The following is a 23,364-nucleotide window of genomic DNA, read 5'->3' on the forward strand; positions in this document are numbered from 1 at the left end:
GGCACACCGAAGGAGTGCGACCCTGCTCGCCACGTGACGAGGAGGTCGCCATGACGGACACCGCCGACACCCGCGAGACCGCGGGCGCCCGGGTCGACCCGCCCCGGCCGGTCGTGCCCGCCGCCGAGGACTACCGGCTCGAGCACCGCTACACGCAGGAGTCCGGTCGGGTGCTCATGAGCAGCATCCAGGCGCTCGCCCGCCTGCCCGTCGAGCAGCTGCGACGCGACCGCGCCGCCGGCCTCCGCACGGCCGCCTTCCTCTCCGGGTACCCCGGCTCGCCGCTCGGCGGCTACGACCTCGAGGTCGCCCGCATGCTCCGCGCGCACTCCGGCGGCGCCGACGCCGACCTGCCCGTCGTCCACAAGCCCGCGGTCAACGAGGAGCTCGGTGCCTCCGCCGTCATGGGGTCCCAGCTCGCCGCCTCTCGACCGGACGCGCGATACGACGGCGTCGTCGGCATCTGGTACGGCAAGGCACCGGGGCTCGACCGTGCGACCGACGCCATCCGTCACGGCGTCTTCGCGGGCACCTCGCAGCACAGCGGTGTCGTCGCGCTCGTCGGCGACGACCCGGCGGCGAAGTCGAGCACGATGCCGTCGAGCTCCGACGCCGCGCTCGTCGACCTCCACATGCCGATCCTCTACCCCGGCACCCCGGCGGAGTGCCTCGAGCTCGGCCTCCACGCCGTCGCGATCAGCCGGGCGTGCGGCCTGTGGGCGGCGATGAAGGTCGTGACGCCGGTCGCCGACGCGGTCGGCACCGTCGACCTCCCGGCCCTCGACGCGGACCCCGTCATGCCGGAGGGCTGGGACGCCGTCGAGCGGCACCCGTCCGCAGTGTTCCTCGGCTCCGCCCGGATGATCGCGGTGGAGAAGGAGTTCCGCACCGTCCGCGCCGACCTCGCCTACCGCTACGGCGTCCTCAACGGCCTCAACCGGATCAGCGTCGACCCGTCCGACGCGTGGCTCGGGATCGTGTCGACCGGCTACACGTACTACGAGGTCCGGGAGGCGCTGCGCCGGCTCGGCCTGCACTCCGACGACGACGTCCGCGGCGCCGGCATCCGCCTGCTGCAGCTGCGGATGCCCGTCCCGTTCGACCGCGACATGGTGCGCCGCTTCGCCGACGGCCTCGAGGAGATCGTCGTCGTCGAGGAGAAGAACCCGACCCTCGAGGGGCTCATCAAGGAGACCCTCTACGACACCGCGCACCGGCCCCGCGTCGTCGGCAAGAAGGACGAGAACGGCGCCGAGCTCATCCACGAGTACGGCCTCATGGACGCCGACGCCATGGTCGACGCCCTGCGTACGCGGCTCTCCCAGCGCCTCGCCGACCGCCTCGCGCCGCCGCCCCGCGAGCGCATCGAGGTCGGGCAGCTGCTGCCGCTGTCGACGCAGCGGACGCCGTTCTTCTGCTCCGGCTGCCCCCACAACTGGGGCACCAAGGTCCCCGACGGCACCCTCGTCGGCGCCGGCACCGGCTGCCACGGCATGAGCCTGCTCATGGACCCCGGCCTCGTCGGCGACACGTTCGGCATCACCGCGATGGGCAACGAGGGTGCCCACTGGATCGGCATGTCCCCGTTCGTCGAGACCGAGCACGTCGTGCAGAACTTCGGCGACGGCACGTACTTCCACTCCGGCCAGCTCGCCGTGCAGGCCGCGGTGGGTGCCGGCAGCCGCATCACCTTCAAGATCCTCTACAACGACACGGTCGCGATGACGGGAGGGCAGGACGCGACGTTCGCGGTCGGGGTCCCGCAGCTCGTCACGACGCTCCTGCAGCTCGGCGTGAAGCGGGTCGTCGTCACGTCGCCGGACGCGCGCTCCTACGACCGCACCGGCCTCCCGCGCGAGGTCGAGGTCCGCGACCGCGACGACATCGTCGCCGTGCAGGAGGAGCTCGCGGCCGTCGACGGTGTCACCGTCCTCGTCCACCACCAGCCGTGCGCGGCGGAGCTGCGACGCGGCCGCAAGCGCGGCACCGTCGAGACCCCGCCGACGCGCGTCGCCATCAACCCGCGCATCTGCGAGGGCTGCGGCGACTGCGGGCAGGTGTCGAACTGCCTGTCCGTGCAGCCGCTCGACACCCCGCTGGGCCGCCGGACGCGTATCGACCAGGACAGCTGCAACCTCGACTTCTCGTGCGTCAAGGGCGACTGCCCGGCGTTCATGGAGGTCGACGTGTCCGAGGGCGCGGAGCCCGCACCCCGGCCGGACACGCGCGGCGGGCCGGACCACGCCCTGCCCGCGCCGGCCACCCCCGAGGCGAGCGACGTCGTGCGCGTCCGGCTGGCCGGCATCGGCGGCACAGGCGTCGTCACGACCGCCCAGGTGCTCGGCACCGCCGCGATGCTCGACGGCTGGGGCGTGCACGGTCTCGACCAGACCGGTCTGTCGCAGAAGGCCGGCCCGGTCATCAGCGACGTGGTCCTCACCCGCGGCGAGGGCGCGTCGACGAACCTCATCGGCGCCGGCCAGACCTCCGTGCTGCTGGCGCTCGACGGGCTCGTGGGCGCCTCGGACCCCGTCCTCGCCGCGTGCGACCCGGCGCACACCCGCGTCGTCCTGTCGACGACCCGGACGCCGACCGGGCGCATGGTGTCCGACCCGGCCATCCCGTACCCCGCCGAGGCCGACGTCGAGGCCCGCCTGCGCGCGGGGTCTCGCGAGGTGCTCGCCGCCGACGCGTCGTGGCTGTCCCGGGCGCTGCTCGGCGACGCGGCGTACGCCAACGTCCTCGTGCTCGGCATGGCCGTCCAGGCCGGCGCCGTCCCGGTCGACGTCGCCCTGCTCCAGCGCGCGCTCGAGCTCAACGGCGTCGCCGTCGAGCGGAACCTCGCCGCGTTCGCGTGGGGTCGGGCGTGGGTCGCGGACCCCGCGGGCACCGAGGCGGAGGCACGGAGCCGGCTCACGACCGCCGGGGAGCTGCTGACGGTGCCGGAGCTCCCGGCGTCGCTGCGGGCCCGCGTCGACGCCGCCGGCCTCACGAGCGAGGTCGCGGGGACGGTCGCGATGCTCGCCGCCGACCTCGTCGGCTACCAGGACGCCCGCTACGCGGGCCGCTTCCTCGACACCGTCGAGCGGGTCGCCGCGGCGGAGCACGCCCTCGACGCGACAGCCGTCCCCGCCGCCGCGCACGAGCAGCTGACGGAGACCGTCGCGCGCTCGCTGCACAAGCTGATGGCGTACAAGGACGAGTACGAGGTCGCCCGGCTCATGCTCCTGCCCGAGGCCGACGCCGCGGCGGAGGAGGCGGGCACGGGTCCTCGGACGTACCTCCTCCACCCGCCGATGCTCAAGGCGCTCGGGGTCGAGCGGAAGCTCCGCTTCGACGAGCGGACCCGGCCGGGGTTCCAGGCCCTCGCCGCGGGCAAGCGGCTGCGCGGCACCCGCCTCGACCCGTTCGGCGCGACGGAGATGCGACGGACCGAGCGGTCGCTCGTCCGGGAGTTCGTCGGCACCGTCGTCGCGCTCGTCCGCGGGCTCGACGCGACCTCCCACGCCCACGCGGTCGAGATCGCGCGGCTGCCCGACGGCATCCGCGGCTACGAGGACCTCAAGCTGCGCCGGGTCGGGGAGTACCGGGAGGCGGTCGCCGCCGCGATGGCGTCGTACCCCGGAGCCTGACCATCCGCCGCGCCGGAGGTGTCGCACGGGCTACGGTCCCGCTCGTGCAGACGCCGCTGCTCGACGACCTGGACCGGCTCATCCTCGCCGAGCTCCAGCGCGACGCCCGCCAGACGAACCGTGCGCTCGCCGAGACGGCCGGCGTCGCCCCCTCGACGATGCTCGCACGAGTGCGCCGGCTCGAGGAGGCCGGGGTCATCCGCGGCTACCACGCCGTCGTCGACCACCGGGCCGTCGGGCGAACCGTCCGCGCCGTCGTGAGCGTGCGCCTGCAGCCGAAGAGCCGCGAGGTCGTCGCGGCGTTCCTCGACGCCGTGTGGCAGCTGGACGAGACCGTCGGGGTGTCGCTGACGACCGGCACCTACGACGTGCTCGTCCACCTGTCGGCCAAGGACGTCACGAGCCTGGGGGAGCGGGTGCTCCACGACATCGCGTCGTTCGACAACGTCGTCGCCGAGCACACCGCGCTCGTCCTCGAGCAGCGGGAGAAGTCGGCGATCACCGCGCTGTAGGGCTCAGCCGGACGGCGCCGGGCTCGGCGCGGGGCTGACCGCCCCGTCGCCGGGTGCGGGGCTCGCGCCCGGCAGCACGGGCACGCCCTGGCTGCCGTCCGCGCACCGCACCCGCGACGGCTGCGGCGTGGCGGCCGCCTCGGCGGCGACGTCGGGCGCGGCCAGCCCCGCCCACGTCTCGCCGAGCACGACGGTGACGACGTCGACCCGCTCGTCGGGCTCGAGGACGGCGCCCTGGAGGTTCGCCGCGACGACGAGGGCCGCCGGCTCCGCGACCGGCGAGTAGCGGACGACCGCCGCCTCGACCTCGCGCGGGGCGTTGCCGATCTCCGCGATCGTGAAGCCGCGCGCCTCGAGCTCGTCGGCGGTGCCCCCGGCCAGGCCGGTCCGGTCGGTGCCGTTGAGGACCGTCACGCTCGTGCCCTGGACGTTCGCCGGCTGCACGGCCGCCGGCTCGCACGGGGCGCCGGTCGGGGCGACCGAGGGAGCGGCCTGCGGCTCGGGGGCGAACGGGAGCGCCCAGCGGCCGAGGACGGCACCGGCGGCGATGACGCCGGTCCCGCCGACGACCGTGATGACGAGCAGCAGCACGACGCCGTGCCGCAGGGCCCGCCAGCGACCGCGCCGGCGTCGCAGGCGCTCGGCCACGACCTCGGGCGTCACCCACTGCTCCACCGGCTGCGGCACCCACATCGGGTCGTCCCAGCCCTGCTGCTCCGCCGGTTCGTCCCGGCGGCGCCCCCATGCCATCGAGCGACCTACCCCTCGTGCACCAGAACTCGTGCGTGCACCACCGGGCGCTGCCCCAGCGCCGCCCGGACGGCACGGTGGAGGCCGTCCTCGAGGTACAGCTCCCCCTGCCACTGGACGACGTGCGGGAACAGGTCGCCGAAGAACGTCGAGTCCTCGTCGAGCAGCTGCTCGAGGTCGAGGGTGCGCTTCGTCGTCACGAGCTCCTCGAGGCGGACGGGCCGCGGCGGGATGTCCGCCCAGTCCTTCGCCGAGTAGCGCCCGTGGTCCGGGTACGGCCGGAGGCTGCCGACCCGCTTGAAGATCACGCGGCGAGGATACGACGTCACGGGCCGCGACCACGCGTCGGCGCACGTCACGGGGTGGTCACGAATCGGGTGGCAGATGGGTGGCAGATGGCCGTGCCGTGGCAGCAGAGGACCCCCCGCGCACCCGGCAGAGCCCACGTACCCTTGCTGCCTTCCGGCCCTGGGGGGGTTCAGCAGGGTGCCGCCGCACGGGGGGTCGACGTCGAGGGTAGCAACCGCCGCGCGGTCCGGAGCCGGCCCCGAGCGCTAGTACCCTGTGCGGCGGAGGATTCGCCTAGCGGCCTATGGCGCACGCTTGGAAAGCGTGTTGGGTTAACGCCCTCGGGGGTTCAAATCCCCCATCCTCCGCGTGACGGCCCCCGGTGCAGCGCACCGGGGGCCTCGTCGTTCACGAGGCGGCCACCCGGAAGCGTCGCCCCGTGACCGAGGGGCGGACGACGGCGAGCACGTGCTGTTTCTCGGAGTCCAGCCACGGGTGGAGGGCGCGGGTCGCGGCCTCGGCAACGACCTCGTCGTCGACCTCCTGCGCGACGCCCTTGGCGACGACGCTCCACGCGCGGCCCTCGTCGTCGGTGCCGTCGACCTCGTAGGCGACCTCGTCGCCCTCCGCGGCGAAGAGCTTCGTCCCGGCCGCCGTCCGCCACACGACGCTCCGGCCCACGACGACGTGGTTGACCGGGAAGATGTCCGGTGCCGAGTCGACGACGACCGCGAGCCGGCCGACCTCCGCGGCGTCCAGCAGCGCCCAGCAGCGCTCCTCGGGCAGCTCCTCCATGGCGTTCTGGGTGTCGGTCATGGACCCACGTTCCATGAGGTGACGGCGGCCGACCAGGGACCGAGGTCCCGGTCCACAGGGCCGGCCCGACGTGTCCCCGCCCCGCCGTAGTGTGGGCGCATGGCAGACGGTGGCGCGGTCGAGAAGGCTCCGCTCCTCGCCCTGTACCGCCGGTACCGGCCGGACACGTTCGATCAGGTCGTGGGGCAGGACCACGTCGTCACGCCGCTCACCACCGCGCTGTCGCGGGGCCGGGTCAACCACGCGTACCTCTTCTCGGGGCCGCGTGGCTGCGGCAAGACGACGAGCGCCCGCGTGCTCGCGCGGTCGCTCAACTGCGCCGAGGGGCCGACGGCGACCCCGTGCGGGCAGTGCCCGTCGTGCGTCGACCTCGCGAACGGCGGGCCGGGCAGCCTCGACGTCATCGAGATCGACGCCGCGAGCCACCGCGGCATCGACGACGCCCGCGACCTGCGGGACCGCGTCACCTTCGCGCCCGTGCGCGACCACTACAAGGTCGTCATCATCGACGAGGCGCACCAGATCACGTCGGAGGGCTTCAACGCCCTGCTCAAGGTCGTCGAGGAGCCGCCGGAGCACGTCGTCTTCGTCTTCGCGACCACCGAGCCGGAGAAGGTGCTCGGCACCATCCGCTCGCGGACGCACCACTACCCGTTCCGGCTCGTGCCGCCCGCGCGCCTCGTCGAGCACCTCGAGGACGTGTGCCGTCGCGAGGGGGTCACGGTCGACGCCGCTGCGCTGTCGCTCGTCGTCCGCGCGGGCGCGGGGTCGGTGCGTGACTCGATGTCGGTGCTCGACCAGCTCATCGCCGGCGCCAGCGGCGACGGCCTCGACCTCGACCTCGCGACGGCCCTGCTCGGGTACGTGCCGGAGTCGCTGCTCGACGACCTCGTCGACGCGCTCGCCGCCGTCGACGGGGCGGCCGCCTACGCGGCGGTGCACCGGGCGGTCGAGGCCGGCCACGACCCGCGCCGGTACACCAACGACCTCCTCGAGCGGCTGCGGACCCTCGTCATCGTGTCCCGGGTCGGTGACGGTGCGGCCGACGTCCTGCCCGAGGTCCCGGCCGACGCGTTCGAGCGGCTGCGTCACCAGGCGTCCCGCTTCGGCCACGCCGAGCTGTCGCGGGCCGCCGACGTGGTCGCCGCCTCCCTCGGGGAGATGGCGGGCGCCACGTCGCCGCGCCTGCTGCTGGAGCTGCTCGTCGCGCGCCTGCTCGTCGTCGGCGCGGACGGCGACGGCGGGGTCCGCACGCGCGTCGAGCGCCTCGAGCGCCAGCTGCACGCCCTCGTCGACGGGGGGGCGGTACCGGCAGGCCGACCAGCGGTGTCGGCGCCGCCGGCCGCGACCACGCCGGCTGTCGCGGCCGCTCCCGCACGCGAGGAGCCTCCGGTCGTCGCCCCGTCCCCGGCCGGCGCGCCCGACGTGTCCGGGTCGCCCGCCGGGCCGCGTCCGGAGCCGCGTCCGGAGCCGCGTCCGGAGCCGCGTGACGAGCCGGGGGCTCCCCGACGGCCCGCAGCGGGCGCGTCTGCGCCGCCCTCGTCCGCAGCGCCCGCTCCGACGCCGTCCCCCGCCGCGCCGGCCGCGCCGGCCGCGGCCGCCGCGCCGGCCGCTCCGACGCCTGCGCACGGCGACACGGGCGGTGTCACGGTCGAGGTCGTTCGGCGCACCTGGGACCAGGTGGTCGACCGGCTGCGGACGATCCGTCGCCTCACGTGGACCCTCGTGAGCGAGAACGCGCAGGTCCTCGCCCTCGACGGCGCGCGGCTCACCCTCGGGTTCCCCACCCAGGGTCTCGCCGACGCCTTCAACCAGCGCGGTCACTCCGACTGCGTGAAGGAGGCGTTGCTCGACACGCTGGGCGTGGAGCGGACCGTGGTGGGGGTCACCGGCGGCCGCGCGGCGGCGCAGGGCGGGGGTCCCGCGGGTCCGTCCGCCGCCACCGAGCCCGAGCCCGAGTCCGAGCCCGAGCAGGGTGGCAGCGGCGAGCCCGTGCACGGGACGGTGGGCGATCGTGCGCCGGAGGCAGCGCCTCCGGCGACGTCCGGGCCGGCGCTGGGGCCCGACGGCTGGCCGGTCGTCACCGGGCCGGCCGCACGCGCGTCCGCGCCGCCGCGACCGGCCCCTCCTCAGCCGGACGGGCCGGGACCGGACGCCGAGGCGGTGCCGACGTCACCGCCGCGCGGTCGCGCGCGGCTCGAACCGCTGCCGCCGGAGCCGCCGCCGGACGACGACGCGGTGTCGCGCGACGACGCCGACGCCGACCAGGGCGGCGGGGCCGAGGTGCTGACGCGGCTGCTCGGCGCCCGGGTCATCGAGGAGCGGCCCTCGTCCGGCTGACCCGGCTGCGGCGCGCCCGATCCGGCGTCGGCCACGTCCCCGTTCGGCGCGACCAGCGCCTAGGCTCGCCACGTGTACGAGGGAGTGGTCGCCGACCTGATAGAGGAGCTGGGCCGCCTGCCCGGGGTCGGGCCGAAGTCGGCGCAGCGGATCGCCTTCCACCTCCTCCAGGCGGACGCGGACGACGTGCAGCGCCTCGCCGACGCCCTCACCCAGGTCAAGGCCCGCGTGCGGTTCTGCGACGTGTGCGGCAACGTCGCGGAGGAGGAGCGGTGCCGGGTGTGCCGCGACCCGCGTCGCGACGGCAGCGTCATCTGCGTCGTCGAGGAGCCGAGGGACGTCGTGGCGATCGAGCGGACGCGTGAGTTCCGCGGCACCTACCACGTGCTGGGCGGCGCCATCAGCCCCATCGACGGGGTGGGTCCCGACGACCTGCGCATCCGTCAGCTCATGGGCAGACTGGCCTCGGGTGAGGTCACGGAGCTCATCCTCGCCACCGATCCGAACCTCGAGGGCGAGGCGACCGCCACGTACCTCGCCCGCCTCGTGCGGCCGATGGGGTTGCGGGTGACGAGGCTGGCCAGTGGTCTCCCCGTGGGGGGCGACCTGGAGTACGCGGACGAGGTGACGCTCGGGCGGGCGTTCGAAGGACGGAGACTCATCGATGTCTGACACGACGAAGGAGCGGGGCCGCGAGTCGGTCGACGCGCCGCTCGCGGTCGAGATGGCCGCGGAGAGCCGCGCGTTCCTCGAGACCGTGACGCACGTCGCCGCGGGCGACGGCGACGAGGCCTCGATCTCCCTGCTCCACCTCGCGCTGTCACGCATCCTCGCGACGGGGGCGCGGCTCGGTGCCCAGCGGGACGTCGTGCCCGCCGACCGCTTCGAGCCGGACGCCGGCCCCGACGACGACATGGACCCTCTCCGGCTGGGCCTCGTGTCGGCGCTCGGTGAGCACGACGAGTACACGGAGACCATCGATCCGCAGGCGCTCGACGAGGTGGCGCTCGGCAGCATCGCCGACGACATCGCGTGCGTCGCCTCCGACGTCGCGCACGGACTCCGCCACCTGGAGGGCGGTCGGGTCGACGAGGCCCTGTGGTGGTGGCAGTACGCGTACCTCGCGACGTGGGGACAGCGCGGCGCCGCCGCCCAGCGCGCGCTCGTGTCCCTGATGGCGCACGACCGGCTCGACGTCGACCCCGACGTCGCCGCCGAGGCGGAGTTCGACGCCCTCCACGCCCGCTGACCCGCTCCACGTCGGCGTCCACGTTCCCTGCGGGACAGGGGTTGTAGCTGCGGATCGGGCGGTTCGGCGTCCACGTTCCCTGCGGGACAGGGGTTGTAGCTGCGGATCGGGCGGTTCGGCGTCCATGTTCCCTGCGGGACAGGGGTTGTAGCGCGGGGAGCGTGGCGCGAGGGGCGGGCGGGTCAGGCGATCCGCTGCCCCGGCGGCAGCCGCCGCACGGGCGTCCGGAGCCGGCGGACCGCGACCGCCGTCGCGCCCGCGACGACGAGCAGGTAGAAGGCCAGCCCGAACGGCCACACCGGCGACAGGTCGTCGCGTTCCGCCGCGCGCGCGACCTCGTCGACGTCGCTGCACCAGTCCTCGACGGCACGCGGGCCGAGCCGGGCCTCCCGGGACACGTCGCCGAGACCGCGGAGGATGTCGGCGTCGGCGTCACCGGGTGAGGCCTGGCGCGGGGCGGCGTCGGCGACGACGACGTAGGGGCTCGGGACGAGCAGCCACCAGACGGCGTCGGTGCGCGCTCGCTCGACGGTGACGGTCCGCTCGCGGCAGTCCAGAGGACGCCCCGACTCGGGGTCGAAGGTCCTCGGCTCGCGGTAGGTGACGGTGACGTCGGACACGGCGATCGAGGCGGTCAACGGCACGAGGAGCGGCGACACGACGGCGAGGCAGAACACGACGACGTAGGCGACGACGATGCTCGCGACCGGCTTCGCGAGGAGCGCGGACAGCCCCAGGCCGAGCGCGGTCACCACGGCGAGGGACACCGCGACGAGCAGGACGACGACGAGCAGCCGCGGCACCGAGGTGCCCCCGAGCGCGAAGGCGACGCCGAGCGACGGCAGCGCACCCGCGACGAGGGCGAGGGTGCCGCACCACGCCGCGAGGAGCTTGCCGACGGCGATCTCCGCCGGGCTCAGCAGCGTCGCCTGCAGCGTGGCGAGGGTGCCGTCGCGGCTGTCGCCGTTGATGCTCGTCGCCGCGAGACCCGGCGCCACGAGCAGCCCGAACGACAGGACGATGAGGACGGTGACCCCGAACACGATGGTGCCCGTCTCCGGCCCGAGCTCGGCCCCGAGACGCGTCGCGGCGAGGACGACGAGCCCGCACAGGCCCGTCACGACGAGCGTCCACGCGAGCCACGCGACGAGCCAGCGCCGGGCGCGCATGAGCCGGCGCAGCTCGAGCCACGCGACGGTCCGCACCCCGGTGCCGCTGAGCCGCCACGTGGGCGTGCCGCTGGTCGGTCGCGGCCGAGAGCCGGGATCGGCGGTCGTCGTCGTCACCGCTCCGCCCCCTGCCCGGCCGGGGAGGCGGTGAGCCCGAGGTACGCCTGCTCGATGCGGCCCGCCGTGGGCGCGAAGTGGGTGAGCGGCACACCGGCTCCCACGAGGTCCCGGAGCAGGGCGGCGGCCTCGCGCTCGCCGGCGAGCACGACCTCGACCGCGCCGCCCGGGGCGGGTGCCGCCAGCAGGCCCCGGTCCGCGAGCGCCGCCAGCAGCGCCGCCTGGTCGAGCGCGCGCAGCCGCCACCCGAGCCGCGCGGCGCCCGCGCCGGACCGACCTCCAGCGGCCGCCGGGTCCGCCGCGACGGTCCGCCCGCCGAGCACGAAGACGGCGTCGTCGGCGAGGTCGTCGAGCTCGCTCAGCACGTGGGAGGACACGAGCACGCAGCAGCCCTCGTCGGCCAGGCCACGCAGCACGTGCCGCAGCTCGATGCGCGACCCGGGGTCGAGCCCCGAGGCCGGCTCGTCGAGCACGAGCACGGAGGGGTCGTGGACGAGCGCCCGCGCGAGGCCGAGCCGCTGCTTCTGGCCCCGGGACAGGACGCGCGCCGGCGCGTCGGCGAGGGGCTCGAGGCGGACGGTGGCGAGCAGCTCCGGCACGCGGGCGGCGGCCACGTCGCGTGGCAGACGGTAGGCGTCGGCGAAGACGGCGAGGTGCTCGGTCACGGTGAGCGCGTCCCACGCCCCGAAGACGTCGGGCATCCAGCCGAGCCGGGCCCGGACCGCCGCCGCCTCGCGCGTCGGGTCGAAGCCCCCCACCCGCACGCTCCCGGCGTCCGGCTCCAGCAGCCCCGCCACCATGAGCATGAGCGTCGTCTTGCCCGAGCCGTTGGGACCGACGAGGGCCGTGACCCGTCCGGCCGGCGCCGAGAACGTCATGTCGGTGACCGCTCGGACTCGACCGAAGGCTCGCGCGACGGAGACGACCTCGATCCCCTCGCCCGCCTCGCGGCCCGTCACCGGCTCAGGATGCCCGAGCCCGGGGGTGCACTGCGTGGATCCGGTGCGGTCTCACTCCCGCGGCCCTGCCCCGACCCGCTCGGTAGACTCCGCCGGGCTCCCGCCGGTGGAGCCGCGGCGAGGAGGTGGAGCAGGACGTGGGTGTGGTCGTCCAGAAGTACGGCGGCTCCAGCGTGAGCGACGCCGCCGCCGTCAAGCGGGTCGCGCAGCGCATCGTGCGGACCGTGCAGGCGGGCAACCAGGTCTGCGTCGTGGTGTCCGCGATGGGCGACACGACCGACGAGCTCCTCGACCTCGCCGAGCAGATCACCCCCACCCCGCCCGGCCGGGAGCTCGACATGCTCCTCACGGCCGGCGAGCGGATCAGCATGGCGGTGCTCGCCATGGCGATCGCCAACCTCGGCCACGAGGCGCGCAGCTTCACCGGCAGCCAGGCCGGCGTCATCACCGACTCCAGCCACGGCAGGGCCCGCATCATCGACGTCACGCCCGGACGCATCCGCACGGCGATGGACGAGGGCGCGATCGCGATCGTCGCCGGGTTCCAGGGCGTCAGCCAGGACACGAAGGACATCACGACGCTCGGCCGCGGTGGCTCCGACACCACCGCCGTCGCCCTCGCCGCCGCGCTCGACGCCGACGTCTGCGAGATCTACACCGACGTCGACGGCGTGTTCACCGCCGACCCGCGCATCGTCCACTCCGCCCGGCGCCTCGGCGCCGTGACGTACGAGGAGATGCTCGAGCTCGCCGCGAGCGGCGCGAAGATCCTCCACCTGCGCTGCGTCGAGTACGCCCGCCGCTACGGCATCCCCGTCCACGTCCGCTCGTCCTTCTCCGACCGCCCCGGCACGACCGTCGCCGGCAGCATCGACGACCTCCCGGAGGCCGACATGGAACAGGCCATCATCGCCGGCGTCGCGCACGACCGCAGCGAGGCCAAGATCACCGTCGTCGGGGTGCCCGACGTGCCCGGCAAGGCGGCCGCCATCTTCAACGAGGTCGCCCGTGCCGGGGTCAACATCGACATGATCGTCCAGAACGTCTCCCAGGCGCAGACGGGTCTGACGGACGTCTCCTTCACCCTGCCCAAGACGGACGGCGCGATGGCGATGAACGTCCTGCAGGTCGCGCAGTCGACGATCGGCTTCGCCCGCCTGCAGTACGACGACCAGATCGGCAAGGTCTCGCTCGTCGGTGCCGGCATGCGGAGCCACCCCGGCGTCAGCGCGACGTTCTTCGGCGCGCTCGCGGAGGCGGGCGTCAACATCGACGTCATCTCCACCTCCGAGATCCGCATCTCGGTCGTCACGCACGCGGACAAGGTCGACACGGCCGTCCGCGCGGTCCACACGGCGTTCGAGCTCGACGCCGACCAGGTCGAGGCCGTCGTGTACGGCGGGACGGGGCGGTGACGGTGACCACGACCACCACGACCAGCGCGGGTCGCAGCATCCGCAAGCCCACCCTCGCCGTCGTCGGGGCCACCGGCGCCGTCGGCGCCGTCATGCTCGACATCCTCAGCAGCCGGCCCGACGTGTGGGGCGAGATCCGCCTCGTCGCCTCCGCGCGCTCCGCCGGCAAGGTCCTGCAGGTCCGGGGCGAGGACGTCGAGGTCAAGGCGCTGTCGCCCGGCGTGTTCGACGGCGTCGACGTCGCGATGTTCGACGTGCCCGACGAGGTGAGTGCCGACTGGGCGCCCGTCGCGGCCGCCCGCGGCGCCGTCGCGGTCGACAACTCCGGCGCCTTCCGCATGGACCCCGACGTGCCGCTCGTCGTGCCCGAGGTCAACCCGGAGGCGGTCCGCGAACGCCCCAAGGGGATCATCGCGAACCCCAACTGCACGACGCTCACGATGATGGCCGCGCTCGGTGCCCTGCACCGCCGCTGGCGCCTCACCCAGCTCGTCGTCGCGAGCTACCAGGCCGCCTCCGGCGCGGGCCGGCCGGGCATCGACCGGCTGCGCGCCGAGCTCGGGGTGGTCGCCGCCGACGAGACCCTCGGCAGCAGCGCGGGGGACGTCCGCCGCGCGGTCGCCGCCGCCCTCGACGACGGCGCCGAGGACCGGTTCCCGTTCGGGGCGCCGCTCGCGATGAACGTCGTGCCCTTCGCGGGGAGCCTGAAGGACGACGGCTGGACGAGTGAGGAGCTGAAGGTCCGCAACGAGTCGCGGAAGATCCTCGGCATCCCGGACCTCAAGGTGTCGGCGACGTGCGTGCGCGTGCCCGTCGTCACGACCCACTCCCTCGCGGTGCACGCGACGTTCGCCTCGACGCTCACCGCGGACGAGGCGCGCGCGGAGCTCGCCGCGCAGCCGACGGTCGTCGTGCTCGACGAGCCGGAGAAGGGCGTGTACCCGACGCCCGCCGACGTCGTCGGCGAGGACCCGACGTACGTGGGACGCATCCGGCAGGCGCTCGACTTCCCCGACACGCTCGACCTCTTCGTCAGCGGCGACAACCTCCGCAAGGGCGCCGCGCTCAACACGGCGGAGATCGCCGAGCTCGTGGCGGCCGAGCTCACCGGGGGCTGAGCGTGCCGACAGGGGGCCGCGGCACCACCCGGGGGGCCGGCCGGCTCCTCGGCGGCCTCATGGCGGTGGGCGCGTGCACGCTCGCGTGGTCGCTGGCGGAGGCCCGCAGCTTCGTCCTGCGGCGCAGCGAGGTCCCGGTGCTGCGCCCGGGGGAGCGGCCGCTGCGACTGCTCCACCTCTCCGACCTCCACCTGACGCCCGGGCGCCTCGCCGAGCGTCGCTGGGTGCAGGGGCTCGCGGCGCTGGAGCCGGACATCACGGTCGTGACCGGGGACATGCTCGCGCACGTCGACGCCGTCCCCGCCGTGCTCGACGCCCTCGACGGGCTCCTCGAGCGCCCGGGAGCGTTCGTGCTCGGGTCCAACGACTACCACGCGCCGCAGTGGCGCAACCCGCTCCGCTACTTCGCGGGGCCGTCCTCGACCCTGCCGTCCCCGCCGCCGCTGCCGACCGACGACCTCGTCGGCAGCCTCACGAGCGCCGGGTGGCTCGACCTCGACAACGCCCGAGGCTCGCTCGTCGTCGACGGGCGGACCGTCCGCCTCGTCGGCGTCGACGACCCGCACCTGCGCCGGGACCGGATGCCGCCCCCGGAAGCCGGCCGCCACGCCGACGGGCTCCGGCTCGGCGTCGCGCACGCGCCGTACACACGCGTCCTCGACGCCATGGCGGAGGACGGCGCCGACCTCGTGCTCGCGGGGCACACGCACGGGGGGCAGGTGTGCGTGCCGGGCGTGGGGGCCCTCGTCACCAACTGCGACCTGCCCCGCCGCTACGCGAAGGGCGTGTTCACGTGGGCCTCCCCGACGCTGCCGCCGGACCGGTTCGGGTCGCCGCCGAGCGCCTGGGTGAACGTCAGCGCCGGGCTCGGCACCAGCCCGTTCGCACCGGTCCGCCTGGCGTGCCGCCCCGAGGCGTCGCTGCTCACGCTCGTCCCTCGCGCGTGAGCGCCGGGTGCGCGCGCGGGGACCTGCTCGTCCTCGCGGCGCCGGTACCGTGGGCGCCGTGAGCCCCCGCTTCGCCGCCGTCGTGCTCGGGGGGGACATCGGCGCGTACTCGCTCGCGCGGCACTTCCACGAGAACCACGGGGTGAAGGCGACCGTCGTCTCGGCCGCCGCGAGCGGCCTCATGGCCCGCTCCACGGTCATGCACCACGTCGCGGTCCCCGAGCTGGAGGACCCGGACGTCCTCGTCGCCGCCGTCCACCGGGCGGTCGCGCCCGACCGGCCCACCCTCGTGCTCGCGAGCGCCGACCGGCTCGTAAGCCGGCTCGTGGCGCTGCGGGACCGCCTGCCCGCGACGGCCGTCCTGCCGTACGTCGAGGAGCCGCTGCTGCGCCGCATGACGGACAAGGCGAGGTTCAGCGCCCTGTGCGACGAGCTCGGCGTCGCCCACCCGGCGACCGTGGTCGTCGACCTCGCCACGCTGCCGGCGGCCGCGACGGCCGCCGACGTCGACGCCCTCGTCGACACCTCGGCTCTCACCTTCCCCGTCTTCGCGAAGGCCGCGAGCACGGTCGCGTACGCCGCCGTGCGCTTCACGGGCAAGAGCAAGGGGTTCGAGGTCGCGGACCGCCCGCAGCTGCTCGAGCTGCTCGCGCGCGTCCGTCGCGCCGGGTACACCGACGCCTTCCTCGTGCAGGAGCTCGTGGCCGGCGACGACGCCGGGATGCGGATCCTCACGTGCTGGTCGGACCGCTCCGGCCGGGTCCGCTACTCCTCCTACGGCCAGGTCCTGCTGGAGGAGCACGCCCCCAGCGCGATCGGCAACCCCGCTGCCATCCTCACCGACCACGACGAGGCGGTGGTGGCCGACGCGACGCGCCTCCTCGAGCACGTCGGGTGGACGGGCTGGGCGAACTTCGACCTCAAGGCGGACCCCCGGACCGGCCGCACCCTCTTCTTCGAGCTCAACCCGCGCCTCGGGCGGAGCAACTTCTACGTCGCCGCCGGGCAGCTCGACCCCGTCGGACCGTACGTCCGCGAGCACGTGCTCGACGAGGACCCCTTCCCGCCCGGCTTCCCCGCTCACGCGGAACCGGGGCACCTGTTCACGGTCCTGCCCAAGCACCTGCTGCTGCGCTACCTCGACGAGGCGACCCGTGCCCGGGTGAAGGCCGCCTACCGGGGCGGGCGCGTGCACAACCCGCTGTGGTACGCCGCGGAGCACGACCCCCGCCGTACCGCCTACCTCGTCGCCAGCCACGTCAACCAGTACCGCAAGTTCGCCCGGCACTACCCGCTCGCCGTCGCCCGGTCCCGCGCGGCCACCCCGGTCGGGCCGCGCGCGTGACGCGCCGCCTCGTCGGCGTCGTCGGCGGGGTGGGCCCCCTCGCGACCGCCTACTTCCTCGACCGGGTCGTCCGGCTCACCGACGCCGCGACCGACCAGGAGCACGTCGACCTCGTCGTCCACCAGCGGGCCTCGATCCCCGACCGGACCGCGTTCCTCCTCGGTCGTAGCGACGCCGACCCGGGGCCGGTCATGGCGGCGTGCGCGCGCGAGCTCGTCCAGCTCGGTGCGGAGGCGGTCGTGCTGCCGTGCAACACGGCGGAGCCGTTCCTGCCGGTCGTGCAGGCGGAGGCCGGGGTCGAGGTCGTCGGCATCGTCCGGGCCACTGTCGCAGAGGCGGTCGGGACCGTCCCGGGGCTCGACCGGGTCGGTGTCCTCGCCACCGACGGCACGCTCGCCGCGCGGACGTACCACGACGAGCTGGCCCGCGTGGGCGCGGAGGCGGTCGTCCCCGACCCGGCCGACCAGGCCGTCGTCATGCGCGTCATCTACGAGCAGGTGAAGGCGGGCCGGGAGGTCGACGTCGCCGCGCTCGCGGCCGTCGCCGACCGGCTCGCCGCCCGGGGCGCCCAGTGCGTCGTCCTCGGGTGCACGGAGCTCTCCGTCGTCGCGGCGAGCACGACGGCGCTCACCGTGGCGACCGTCGTCGACTCCGTCGAGGCGCTCGCCCGCGCGACGATCCGCCTCGCCGGCGCCCCGGTCGCCGCACCCTGACGGCAGACCCCGGCAGCCGTGCCCGGGAGACGCCGAGAGGCCGGCTCCCCGGAGGGAACCGGCCTCTCACGCACGTCGGGCTGGCGGGATTTGAACCCACGACCCCCTCGTCCCGAACGAGGTGCGCTACCAAGCTGCGCTACAGCCCGTGCGGTGCCCGAGTGTAGCCGAGGCGAGCGGGCACCCGTGACGCCGACCGGTGGCTGACGGCCTCAGTCGTCGTCACCGCCACCGCCGCCGCCGTTGCCACCGCCGCCGTTGCCACCGCCGCCGTTGCCGCCGCCGCCGTTGCCGCCGCTCGGCGGGGAGGGCTGCGGGGTGGGCGTCGGTGTCGGCGTCGGCTCCGGCTCGGGAGCCGGCGGCGGCGGGGGCGGCGGCTCCTCGCCGGCGGACAGCACGAGCGTCACCGAGTCGCCGCGGCGCAGCAGCGCCCCGGAGCCGGGGGACTGGCCGACGACCCGGCCCTCGGGCACGGAGTCGGAGAACTGGCGGGACCCCGACACCGACACCCGCAGGCCGAGGCGCTCGAGCTCCTGCCGGGCGGCGTCGACCGAGTCGCCCCGCACGGACGGCACGGCGAACTGCGGGCCGAAGACGATGTCGTCGTCGGGGTCGGTGAACTCCTCGTCGCCCCAGCCGAACTGCTGCGACGCGGGGATCATGAACCGGTCCCACGTCGGCAGGGACAGCGTCGAGCCGAAGATCTCGGGGATCCGGCGGCCGTTGACGGGGAACGACTCCAGCGACTGGGGCCGTCCGTCGACGCCCGGGTCACCGACCCACACCGACGCCGCGACCTCGGGCGTGTACCCCGTGAACCACACCGCGACCGAACCCGACGTCGTCCCGGTCTTGCCCGCGGCGGTGCCGGTGAACTCCGAGCGCCGCGCCGTGCCCTCGACGAGGGTCTCCTGCAGCGCCTCGTTGACGCCGCGTGCGACGTCGGCATCGACGACCTGCTGGCAGTCCGCCTGCGGGATCGACAGGTTGTTGCCCTCCCGGTCGGTGATGCCGCGGATCGCGTAGCTGTTGCAGTGGACGCCCTCGGCGGCGAACGTCGCGTACGCCTCGGCGACCGAGAGCGGCGACACCGAGCTGACGCCGAGCGCCATGACCGGCTGCATCTCGACCTGACCGTCGGGGTCGGTCGCCGGGGTCAGCCCGACCCGCGTCGCCATCTCCTGGATGTCGCAGAGGTCGAGCTGGCTCGTGATCTCCACGTAGGCGGTGTTGGAGGAGCGGAAGGTCGCCTCCGCGATGCTGAGCGACGACGCCGTCCCGCCGGAGTTGTTGATGGGGAACGTCTGGTTGTCGCGTCGGACAGGGCTGCCGCACTGCGTGAAGTCGCGGAAGCGGAACTCGCGCCGCTGCGGCGCGGGGACGCGCTCGTTGAGCGTCCGGCCCTGCTCGAGCCACGTCGCGAGCACGATCGGCTTCATGTTCGACCCCGGCTGGAAGCCGACGCCGCCGCCGTAGCGCTGGTCGACGTTGTAGTTGGTGAACGTGAACGCGGGGTCGGTGCCGTCGCCGCCGTACTGGCGGTTCTGCGCCATCGCGAGGATCTTGCCGCTGCCGGGCTGCACGACGCTGAGCGCGACACCGGCGCGGTCGGTCTCCGTCACCTGGGTACGGACCGCCTGCCACGCGAGGTCCTGCACCTCGCGGTCGATCGTCGTCATGATCCGCAGACCACCGCGGTTGAGGAGGTTCTCGCGCTCCTCGACCGTCTCGCCGTAGCGCGGGTCGGACAGGAAGATCCGGATGACGTAGTCGCAGAAGTACGCGAGGTTGCCGGCGGTGATGCAGCCACGCCGCGGCTCGCGGGGGGCGAGCTGCAGCTCCGACGCGCTCGCCTCCGCGTACTGCTCCTCGGTGATGGCGCCGGTGTCGAGCATGCGGAACAGGACGGTGTTGCGGCGGCTGATCGCGGCCTCGGGGTTGTCGAGCGGGTCCCAGCGCGACGGGGACTGCACGACGCCCGCGAGCAGCGCCGCCTGGGCGAGCGTGAGGTCGCTCGCGTTGACGGAGAAGTAGCGCTGGGCGGCGGCCTGGATGCCGTACGTCGCGTTGCCGAAGTTCGCGATGTTGAGGTATCGCTCGAGGATCTCGTCCTTCGTCAGCTGCTCCTCGAGCGAGATCGCGAGCTTGGCCTCCCGGAGCTTGCGGCCGTAGCCGACCGGCCCGCTCGCCGCGATCTGCGCCTGGACCGCCTCGAGCTGCTCCGGGTCGCCGGAGTAGACGGCGGCCTCGAGCTGCACCTGCTTGACGTACTGCTGCGTGAGGGTCGAGGCGCCCTGCTGGGAGCCGCCGAGGACGTTGTTCGCCAGGGCGCGGATCGTGCCGCGGGTGTCGAGGCCGCCGTGCTCGTAGAAGCGCTCGTCCTCGACCGCGATGATCGCCTTGGGGGCCCACTCGCCCATCCGTGCCAGCGACGTGCTCACGCGGTTCTCGCTGTAGAAGCGGGCGATGAGCCGGTCGTCGGCGTCGAACATCGCCGAGGTCTGCGACAGCGGCGGGATGTCGAGGTCGGTGGGGAGCTCCTCGTAGTAGTCGACGCCGGAGCGCGTGAGGTAGCCCGCGGCCCCGGCCGCGGGGAGCACGAGACCGGCGGACAGGACACCCGCGACGACGGCGACGGCGAGGAAGCCGGCGAGCAGGGTCGTCACGCGGACGAGGGTCGTCGCGGCGTTGCCGGCGTCGTCGCGGCGCAGGCGCAGGAGCACGCCCGTCCGTGCCGCGACGCGCGGCCGGTGCCCCCCGGCGGCAGCGCGTATCACACGTGTGTCTCGACCCCTCATGTCCACCAGGGTACGTGCCGACACCACGTGCCCGGCCGCACCGAGCAGCGGCCACGCCGGGAGCCACCGGCGGCCGCACCATCCCCCGTTCGGTCGACCCCGGGTCGTCCATCGGGGGAGGCAGGTGTGGCCGTTGGGACGTTCCGGGCGCAGGCCCCCGCTCCCTACCGTCGATCACGTCGTCGGAAGGCGGCGAACCAGGCGAGACGCCCCGCGGGCAAGGGACTCCGGCGGGACGGGAGGGAGGTCCGCATGACGTGGATCGAGGAGTGGCCGAGTCAGGGCGCCTGCCGCGCCGAGGACCCGGACGCGCTGTTCGTGCAGGGCGCGGCGCAGCAGCAGGCCAAGCAGGTGTGCCGGGCGTGCCCCGTGCGCAGCGAGTGCCTCGCGCACGCCCTCGACACGCGGACCGAGTTCGGCGTGTGGGGCGGCGCCACGGAGCGCGAGCGGCGTCAGCTGCTGCGCGACCACCCGGAGGTCACGTCGTGGCGGGCCGTGCTCATGCACGCGCAGCGCCGGCACGAGGCCGGCCGCCGGCACGTCACGGCGAGCTGAGGCGCCGAGCCACCGGCTGGCCCGTCGACAGGTCCGCCCCGACCTCGCGGAGGGCGTCGAGCGTCGTGACGTCGAGCGGGCGGGCGGGCACGACGACCGTCGGCACGGGCGGGTGCAGGTGCGCGAGCCGCGCCGCCACCTCCCGTTCGGCGACCGCCCGGCGCGAGCGACGCGCGTGCACGAGCAGCGCCTCCCGGACCGCGCCGCTCGCCCGCTCCGCCGCCGCGAGCGCGGTGTCGGCGTCGAGCGAGTCGTCCGCCGTCGTCGTCGTCCGGTTGACGACGACGCCCGCGAGCGGCATCGACTCCGCCTGCAGCCGGTCGACGAAGAAGCACGCCTCGCGGACGGCGTCCTCCTCCGGTGCCGCGACGACGACGAAGGCGGTGCCCCGGCCCTGCAGGAGCGAGTACGTCGCCTCCGCCCGTTCGCGGAAGCCCCCGAACATCGAGTCGAAGGCGCCGAGCAGGGTCTGCAGGTCGGCGAGGATCTGGGCGCCGAGCAGCCGGTTCATGAGCCCGGTCACCCCGCCCGCGAAGGCGGAGAACACGCGGACGTAGGCCCGCCCTCCCGCCTTCGCCGGAGCGAGCAGCAGACGCAGGAGGCGGCCGTCGAGGAACGACCCGAGCCGCTCGGGCGCGTCGAGGAAGTCGAGCGCGGACCGGCTCGGGGGCGTGTCGACGACGATGAGGTCCCACGTCGGGGAGCCGTCCGGCTCGGTGCGGGCCCGCAGCTGCCCGAGCTTCTCCATCGCCATGTACTCCTGCGTGCCGGAGAAGGAGCTCGACAGCGACTGGTAGAAGGGGTTGGCGAGGATCTGGGCGGCCTTGTCCGGGCTCGCGTGCGCTTCGACGACCTCGTCGAAGGTCCGCTTCATGTCGAGCATCATCGCGTCGAGGGTCCCGCCGGCCGTCGTGTCGACGCCCTCGACGGGTCGCGGGGTGTTGTCGAGCTCGGTGAGCCCCATGGACTGCGCGAGCCGCCGGGCGGGGTCGATCGTGAGGACCACGGCGTGCCGGCCGCGCTCCGCGGCCCGCAGCGCGAGCGCCGCGGCGCACGTCGTCTTCCCCACCCCGCCCGACCCGGTGCACACGACGACCCGGACGGAGCGGTCGTCGAGCAGGGCGTCGACGTCGAGCCGGGTCCCGGTCCTCGCCGTCGCCGTCGCCCCGCTCACGCCCGGCCCGCCGTGGCCTGCGGCGCACCCGAGGTGGTCGGCGGCGCGGGTGTCGTCGCCCACGCCGTGAGGGCGTCGGCGAGCTCGTGGACCCCGCCGTGGTGGAGCCCGTCGCGACCCCCGTGCAGCTGGGGCAGCTCGACGACGGGTAGGCCGACCTCGTGGAGCCGGCCACGCAGGCTCGCCTCGCGCTGGACCCGCTGGGCGTGCTCGACCGCCTGCTGCGCGAGTGCCTCGGCGCGCACCTTCGGGCGGCGCCCGGGCACGCCGGCCTCCTGGAGCCCCGTGCGGAGCGCCGCGACGTCGACGTGACCGGCCGCGACGTCAGCGAGCCGGTCGGCGTCGACGAGGGTGGGGCGCACCTGGTTGACGAGGAGGCCGCCGAGGGGAAGGCCGAGGCCGCGCAGCTCGGTCGCGGCGTCGACGGTCTCCTGCACGGGCATGTCCTCCAGGAGCGTCACGAGGTGGACCGCGGTGGCGGACGCGCGGAACACCTCGGTCATCGCGGCGGCCTGGCTGTGGACCGGCCCCATGCGCGCGAGCTCGGCGACGTCGGCGTTGACGTTGAGGAAGCGGCCGATCCGGCCGGTGGGCGGGGCGTCGACGACGACGTGGTCGTAGGCGTAGGGCCCGTCGCCGCGGCGGCGGCCGCGCTTGAGGCGCACGGCGTCGTACACCTTCCCGGTGAGGAGCACGTCGCGCAGACCCGGCGCGATCGTCGTCGCGAAGTCGACCGCCCCGATCCTGTCGAGCGCCCGCCCCGCCCGCCCCAGCCGGTAGAAGACCTCGAGGTACTCCAGCAGCGCGGCCTTGGCCTCGACGGACAGACCGAGGAGCTCGCCCCCGGGGACGCGGACGAGCGACCTCGCCTCGTAGCCGAGCGGCGCGGTGTCGAACACGCGCGCGATCCCCTGCCGCTCCTCGACCTCGACGAGCAGGACGCGTCGACCGCGTCGGGCGAGGGCGACGCCGAGGGCGGCCGCGACCGTCGTCTTGCCGGTGCCCCCCTTGCCGGTCACCACGTGCAGTCGCACCCGGGCGGCGAGGAGGTCGGGCACGGGACAACGGTAGGGACGCGCGGGGCGACCGGCACGCCCGGGGGCCGCGCGGCCTCGTGATCGCGCGCATGCCACCCCGGGACCTGGGCACTTGTACGCTGCGCCACATGCAGAAGTGGGAGTACGCGACGGTGCCGCTGATCGTCCACGCCACCAAGCAGATCCTCGACCAGTGGGGCGAGGACGGCTGGGAGCTGGTGAACGTCATAGAGGGACCCGGCGGCCAGGGCCTCGTCGCCTACCTCAAGCGTCCGCGCTCGGCCTGAGCGCGTGTCCCTTCCTGCCCATCCCGACCCCTTGGAGACCCGGTGACGACGGAGCACGAGTCCCGCGACGAGCACACGCCCGTGCGGACGGACGAGCCGGCCGAGGCGACGGCGACCCAGCCGCAGGAGGACTACGCCGCCGA

20 protein-coding genes, 2 tRNA genes and 1 other RNA gene are annotated in these 23,364 nt (G+C 74.8%); 13 read left to right on the forward strand and 10 right to left on the reverse strand.

Annotated features, from left to right (window positions below):
* The first annotated feature begins 50 nt into the window (after positions 1-50).
* Both WAB14_RS11790 and WAB14_RS11795 read left to right on the forward strand, forming a co-directional pair.
* Positions 51-3,632 (forward strand): indolepyruvate ferredoxin oxidoreductase family protein, encoded by a 3,582-nt coding sequence (locus tag WAB14_RS11790; RefSeq protein WP_340270005.1) that lies wholly within the window; start codon positions 51-53, stop codon positions 3,630-3,632.
* A 44-nt stretch (positions 3,633-3,676) separates the two neighbouring features.
* Complete coding sequence (locus WAB14_RS11795) at positions 3,677-4,144, forward strand: Lrp/AsnC family transcriptional regulator (RefSeq protein ID WP_340270006.1); 468 nt, start codon at positions 3,677-3,679, stop codon at positions 4,142-4,144.
* A gap of 3 nt (positions 4,145-4,147) precedes the next feature.
* Here WAB14_RS11795 and WAB14_RS11800 read toward each other — a convergent pair whose 3' ends face one another.
* The 3 genes from WAB14_RS11800 to ffs all read right to left on the reverse strand — a co-directional run bounded on the left by WAB14_RS11800 (position 4,148) and on the right by ffs (position 5,403).
* Positions 4,148-4,894: a LytR C-terminal domain-containing protein gene (locus WAB14_RS11800; protein ID WP_340270008.1), complete on the reverse strand. Its 747-nt coding sequence runs from the start codon at positions 4,892-4,894 to the stop codon at positions 4,148-4,150.
* Between the two features lie 8 nt (positions 4,895-4,902).
* The gene (locus WAB14_RS11805; protein ID WP_340270010.1) at positions 4,903-5,202 is read right to left on the reverse strand and encodes a type II toxin-antitoxin system VapB family antitoxin; all 300 of its coding nucleotides are present in this window, start codon (positions 5,200-5,202) and stop codon (positions 4,903-4,905) included.
* 104 nt (positions 5,203-5,306) lie between these two features.
* Positions 5,307-5,403: signal recognition particle sRNA small type (gene ffs / locus WAB14_RS11810), an RNA gene on the reverse strand.
* 62 nt (positions 5,404-5,465) lie between these two features.
* Between ffs and WAB14_RS11815 the strand changes: the two genes are divergently transcribed.
* Positions 5,466-5,550, forward strand: a tRNA-Ser gene (locus WAB14_RS11815).
* 40 nt (positions 5,551-5,590) lie between these two features.
* Here the strand turns inward: WAB14_RS11815 and WAB14_RS11820 are convergent.
* Complete coding sequence (locus WAB14_RS11820) at positions 5,591-5,998, reverse strand: pyridoxamine 5'-phosphate oxidase family protein (RefSeq protein ID WP_340270011.1); 408 nt, start codon at positions 5,996-5,998, stop codon at positions 5,591-5,593.
* Between the two features lie 99 nt (positions 5,999-6,097).
* On the opposite strand from WAB14_RS11820, the gene WAB14_RS11825 reads away from it, so the two are divergent.
* The 3 genes from WAB14_RS11825 (at position 6,098) to WAB14_RS11835 (ending at position 9,587) form a co-directional block, all read left to right on the forward strand.
* Positions 6,098-8,338 carry a DNA polymerase III subunit gamma and tau gene (locus WAB14_RS11825; protein ID WP_340270013.1) on the forward strand — a complete coding sequence of 747 codons (2,241 nt, stop codon included), beginning with the start codon at positions 6,098-6,100 and terminating at the stop codon, positions 8,336-8,338.
* Between the two features lie 72 nt (positions 8,339-8,410).
* On the forward strand, positions 8,411-9,010 hold the full coding sequence (gene recR, locus WAB14_RS11830; RefSeq protein WP_340270014.1) for a recombination mediator RecR: 600 nt from the start codon (positions 8,411-8,413) through the stop codon (positions 9,008-9,010).
* Complete coding sequence (locus WAB14_RS11835) at positions 9,003-9,587, forward strand: DUF5063 domain-containing protein (protein ID WP_340270016.1); 585 nt, start codon at positions 9,003-9,005, stop codon at positions 9,585-9,587. Before recR ends, WAB14_RS11835 begins: the two co-directional genes overlap by 8 nt.
* Before the next feature lie 182 nt (positions 9,588-9,769).
* Here the strand turns inward: WAB14_RS11835 and WAB14_RS11840 are convergent, their stop codons facing one another.
* Together WAB14_RS11840 and WAB14_RS11845 are read right to left on the reverse strand one after the other, a co-directional pair.
* A complete protein-coding gene (locus tag WAB14_RS11840; protein WP_340270018.1) occupies positions 9,770-10,873 on the reverse strand; it encodes an ABC transporter permease in 1,104 nt (367 codons plus the stop codon).
* Complete coding sequence (locus WAB14_RS11845) at positions 10,870-11,832, reverse strand: ABC transporter ATP-binding protein (protein WP_340270019.1); 963 nt, start codon at positions 11,830-11,832, stop codon at positions 10,870-10,872. The genes WAB14_RS11840 and WAB14_RS11845 overlap by 4 nt, the downstream gene beginning before the upstream one ends.
* A gap of 137 nt (positions 11,833-11,969) precedes the next feature.
* Between WAB14_RS11845 and WAB14_RS11850 the strand changes: the two genes are divergently transcribed.
* From WAB14_RS11850 to cuyB, 5 genes are all read left to right on the forward strand, one after another.
* Positions 11,970-13,247 (forward strand): aspartate kinase, encoded by a 1,278-nt coding sequence (locus WAB14_RS11850; RefSeq protein WP_340270021.1) that lies wholly within the window; start codon positions 11,970-11,972, stop codon positions 13,245-13,247.
* Between the two features lie 92 nt (positions 13,248-13,339).
* A complete protein-coding gene (locus WAB14_RS11855; protein WP_377003020.1) occupies positions 13,340-14,365 on the forward strand; it encodes an aspartate-semialdehyde dehydrogenase in 1,026 nt (341 codons plus the stop codon).
* A 2-nt stretch (positions 14,366-14,367) separates the two neighbouring features.
* The gene (locus tag WAB14_RS11860) at positions 14,368-15,312 is read left to right on the forward strand and encodes a metallophosphoesterase (RefSeq protein ID WP_340270025.1); all 945 of its coding nucleotides are present in this window, start codon (positions 14,368-14,370) and stop codon (positions 15,310-15,312) included.
* 58 nt (positions 15,313-15,370) lie between these two features.
* Positions 15,371-16,657: a carboxylate--amine ligase gene (locus WAB14_RS11865; RefSeq protein ID WP_340270027.1), complete on the forward strand. Its 1,287-nt coding sequence runs from the start codon at positions 15,371-15,373 to the stop codon at positions 16,655-16,657.
* Positions 16,654-17,370 (forward strand): cysteate racemase, encoded by a 717-nt coding sequence (gene cuyB / locus WAB14_RS11870; protein ID WP_340270028.1) that lies wholly within the window; start codon positions 16,654-16,656, stop codon positions 17,368-17,370. The genes WAB14_RS11865 and cuyB overlap by 4 nt, the downstream gene beginning before the upstream one ends.
* Positions 17,371-17,445: 75 nt before the next feature.
* On the opposite strand, the gene WAB14_RS11875 is transcribed toward cuyB, so the two are convergent.
* Positions 17,446-17,519: transfer RNA gene (locus WAB14_RS11875), tRNA-Pro, on the reverse strand.
* Positions 17,520-17,582: 63 nt separating this feature from the next.
* Entirely contained in the window at positions 17,583-20,168 is a 2,586-nt protein-coding gene (locus tag WAB14_RS11880; RefSeq protein ID WP_340270029.1) for a penicillin-binding protein, read from the reverse strand.
* Positions 20,169-20,420: 252 nt separating this feature from the next.
* Here WAB14_RS11880 and WAB14_RS11885 point away from each other — a divergent pair, with 252 nt between their 5' ends.
* Positions 20,421-20,723 carry a WhiB family transcriptional regulator gene (locus tag WAB14_RS11885; protein ID WP_340270030.1) on the forward strand — a complete coding sequence of 101 codons (303 nt, stop codon included), beginning with the start codon at positions 20,421-20,423 and terminating at the stop codon, positions 20,721-20,723.
* On the opposite strand, the gene bagB is transcribed toward WAB14_RS11885, so the two are convergent.
* On the reverse strand, positions 20,710-21,960 hold the full coding sequence (bagB, locus tag WAB14_RS11890; RefSeq protein WP_340270031.1) for an ArsA family ATPase: 1,251 nt from the start codon (positions 21,958-21,960) through the stop codon (positions 20,710-20,712). The genes WAB14_RS11885 and bagB overlap by 14 nt on opposite strands.
* On the reverse strand, positions 21,894-22,955 hold the full coding sequence (gene bagA, locus WAB14_RS11895; protein ID WP_340270033.1) for an ATPase BagA: 1,062 nt from the start codon (positions 22,953-22,955) through the stop codon (positions 21,894-21,896). Before bagA ends, bagB begins: the two co-directional genes overlap by 67 nt.
* 107 nt (positions 22,956-23,062) lie before the next feature.
* Between bagA and WAB14_RS11900 the strand changes: the two genes are divergently transcribed.
* Positions 23,063-23,221 (forward strand): Sp36 family protein, encoded by a 159-nt coding sequence (locus WAB14_RS11900; RefSeq protein ID WP_340270035.1) that lies wholly within the window; start codon positions 23,063-23,065, stop codon positions 23,219-23,221.
* Positions 23,222-23,364: the final 143 nt, after the last annotated feature.

This window comes from Aquipuribacter nitratireducens, from assembly GCF_037860835.1.
GTDB classification, from domain to species: Bacteria; Actinomycetota; Actinomycetes; order Actinomycetales; family JBBAYJ01; genus Aquipuribacter; species Aquipuribacter nitratireducens.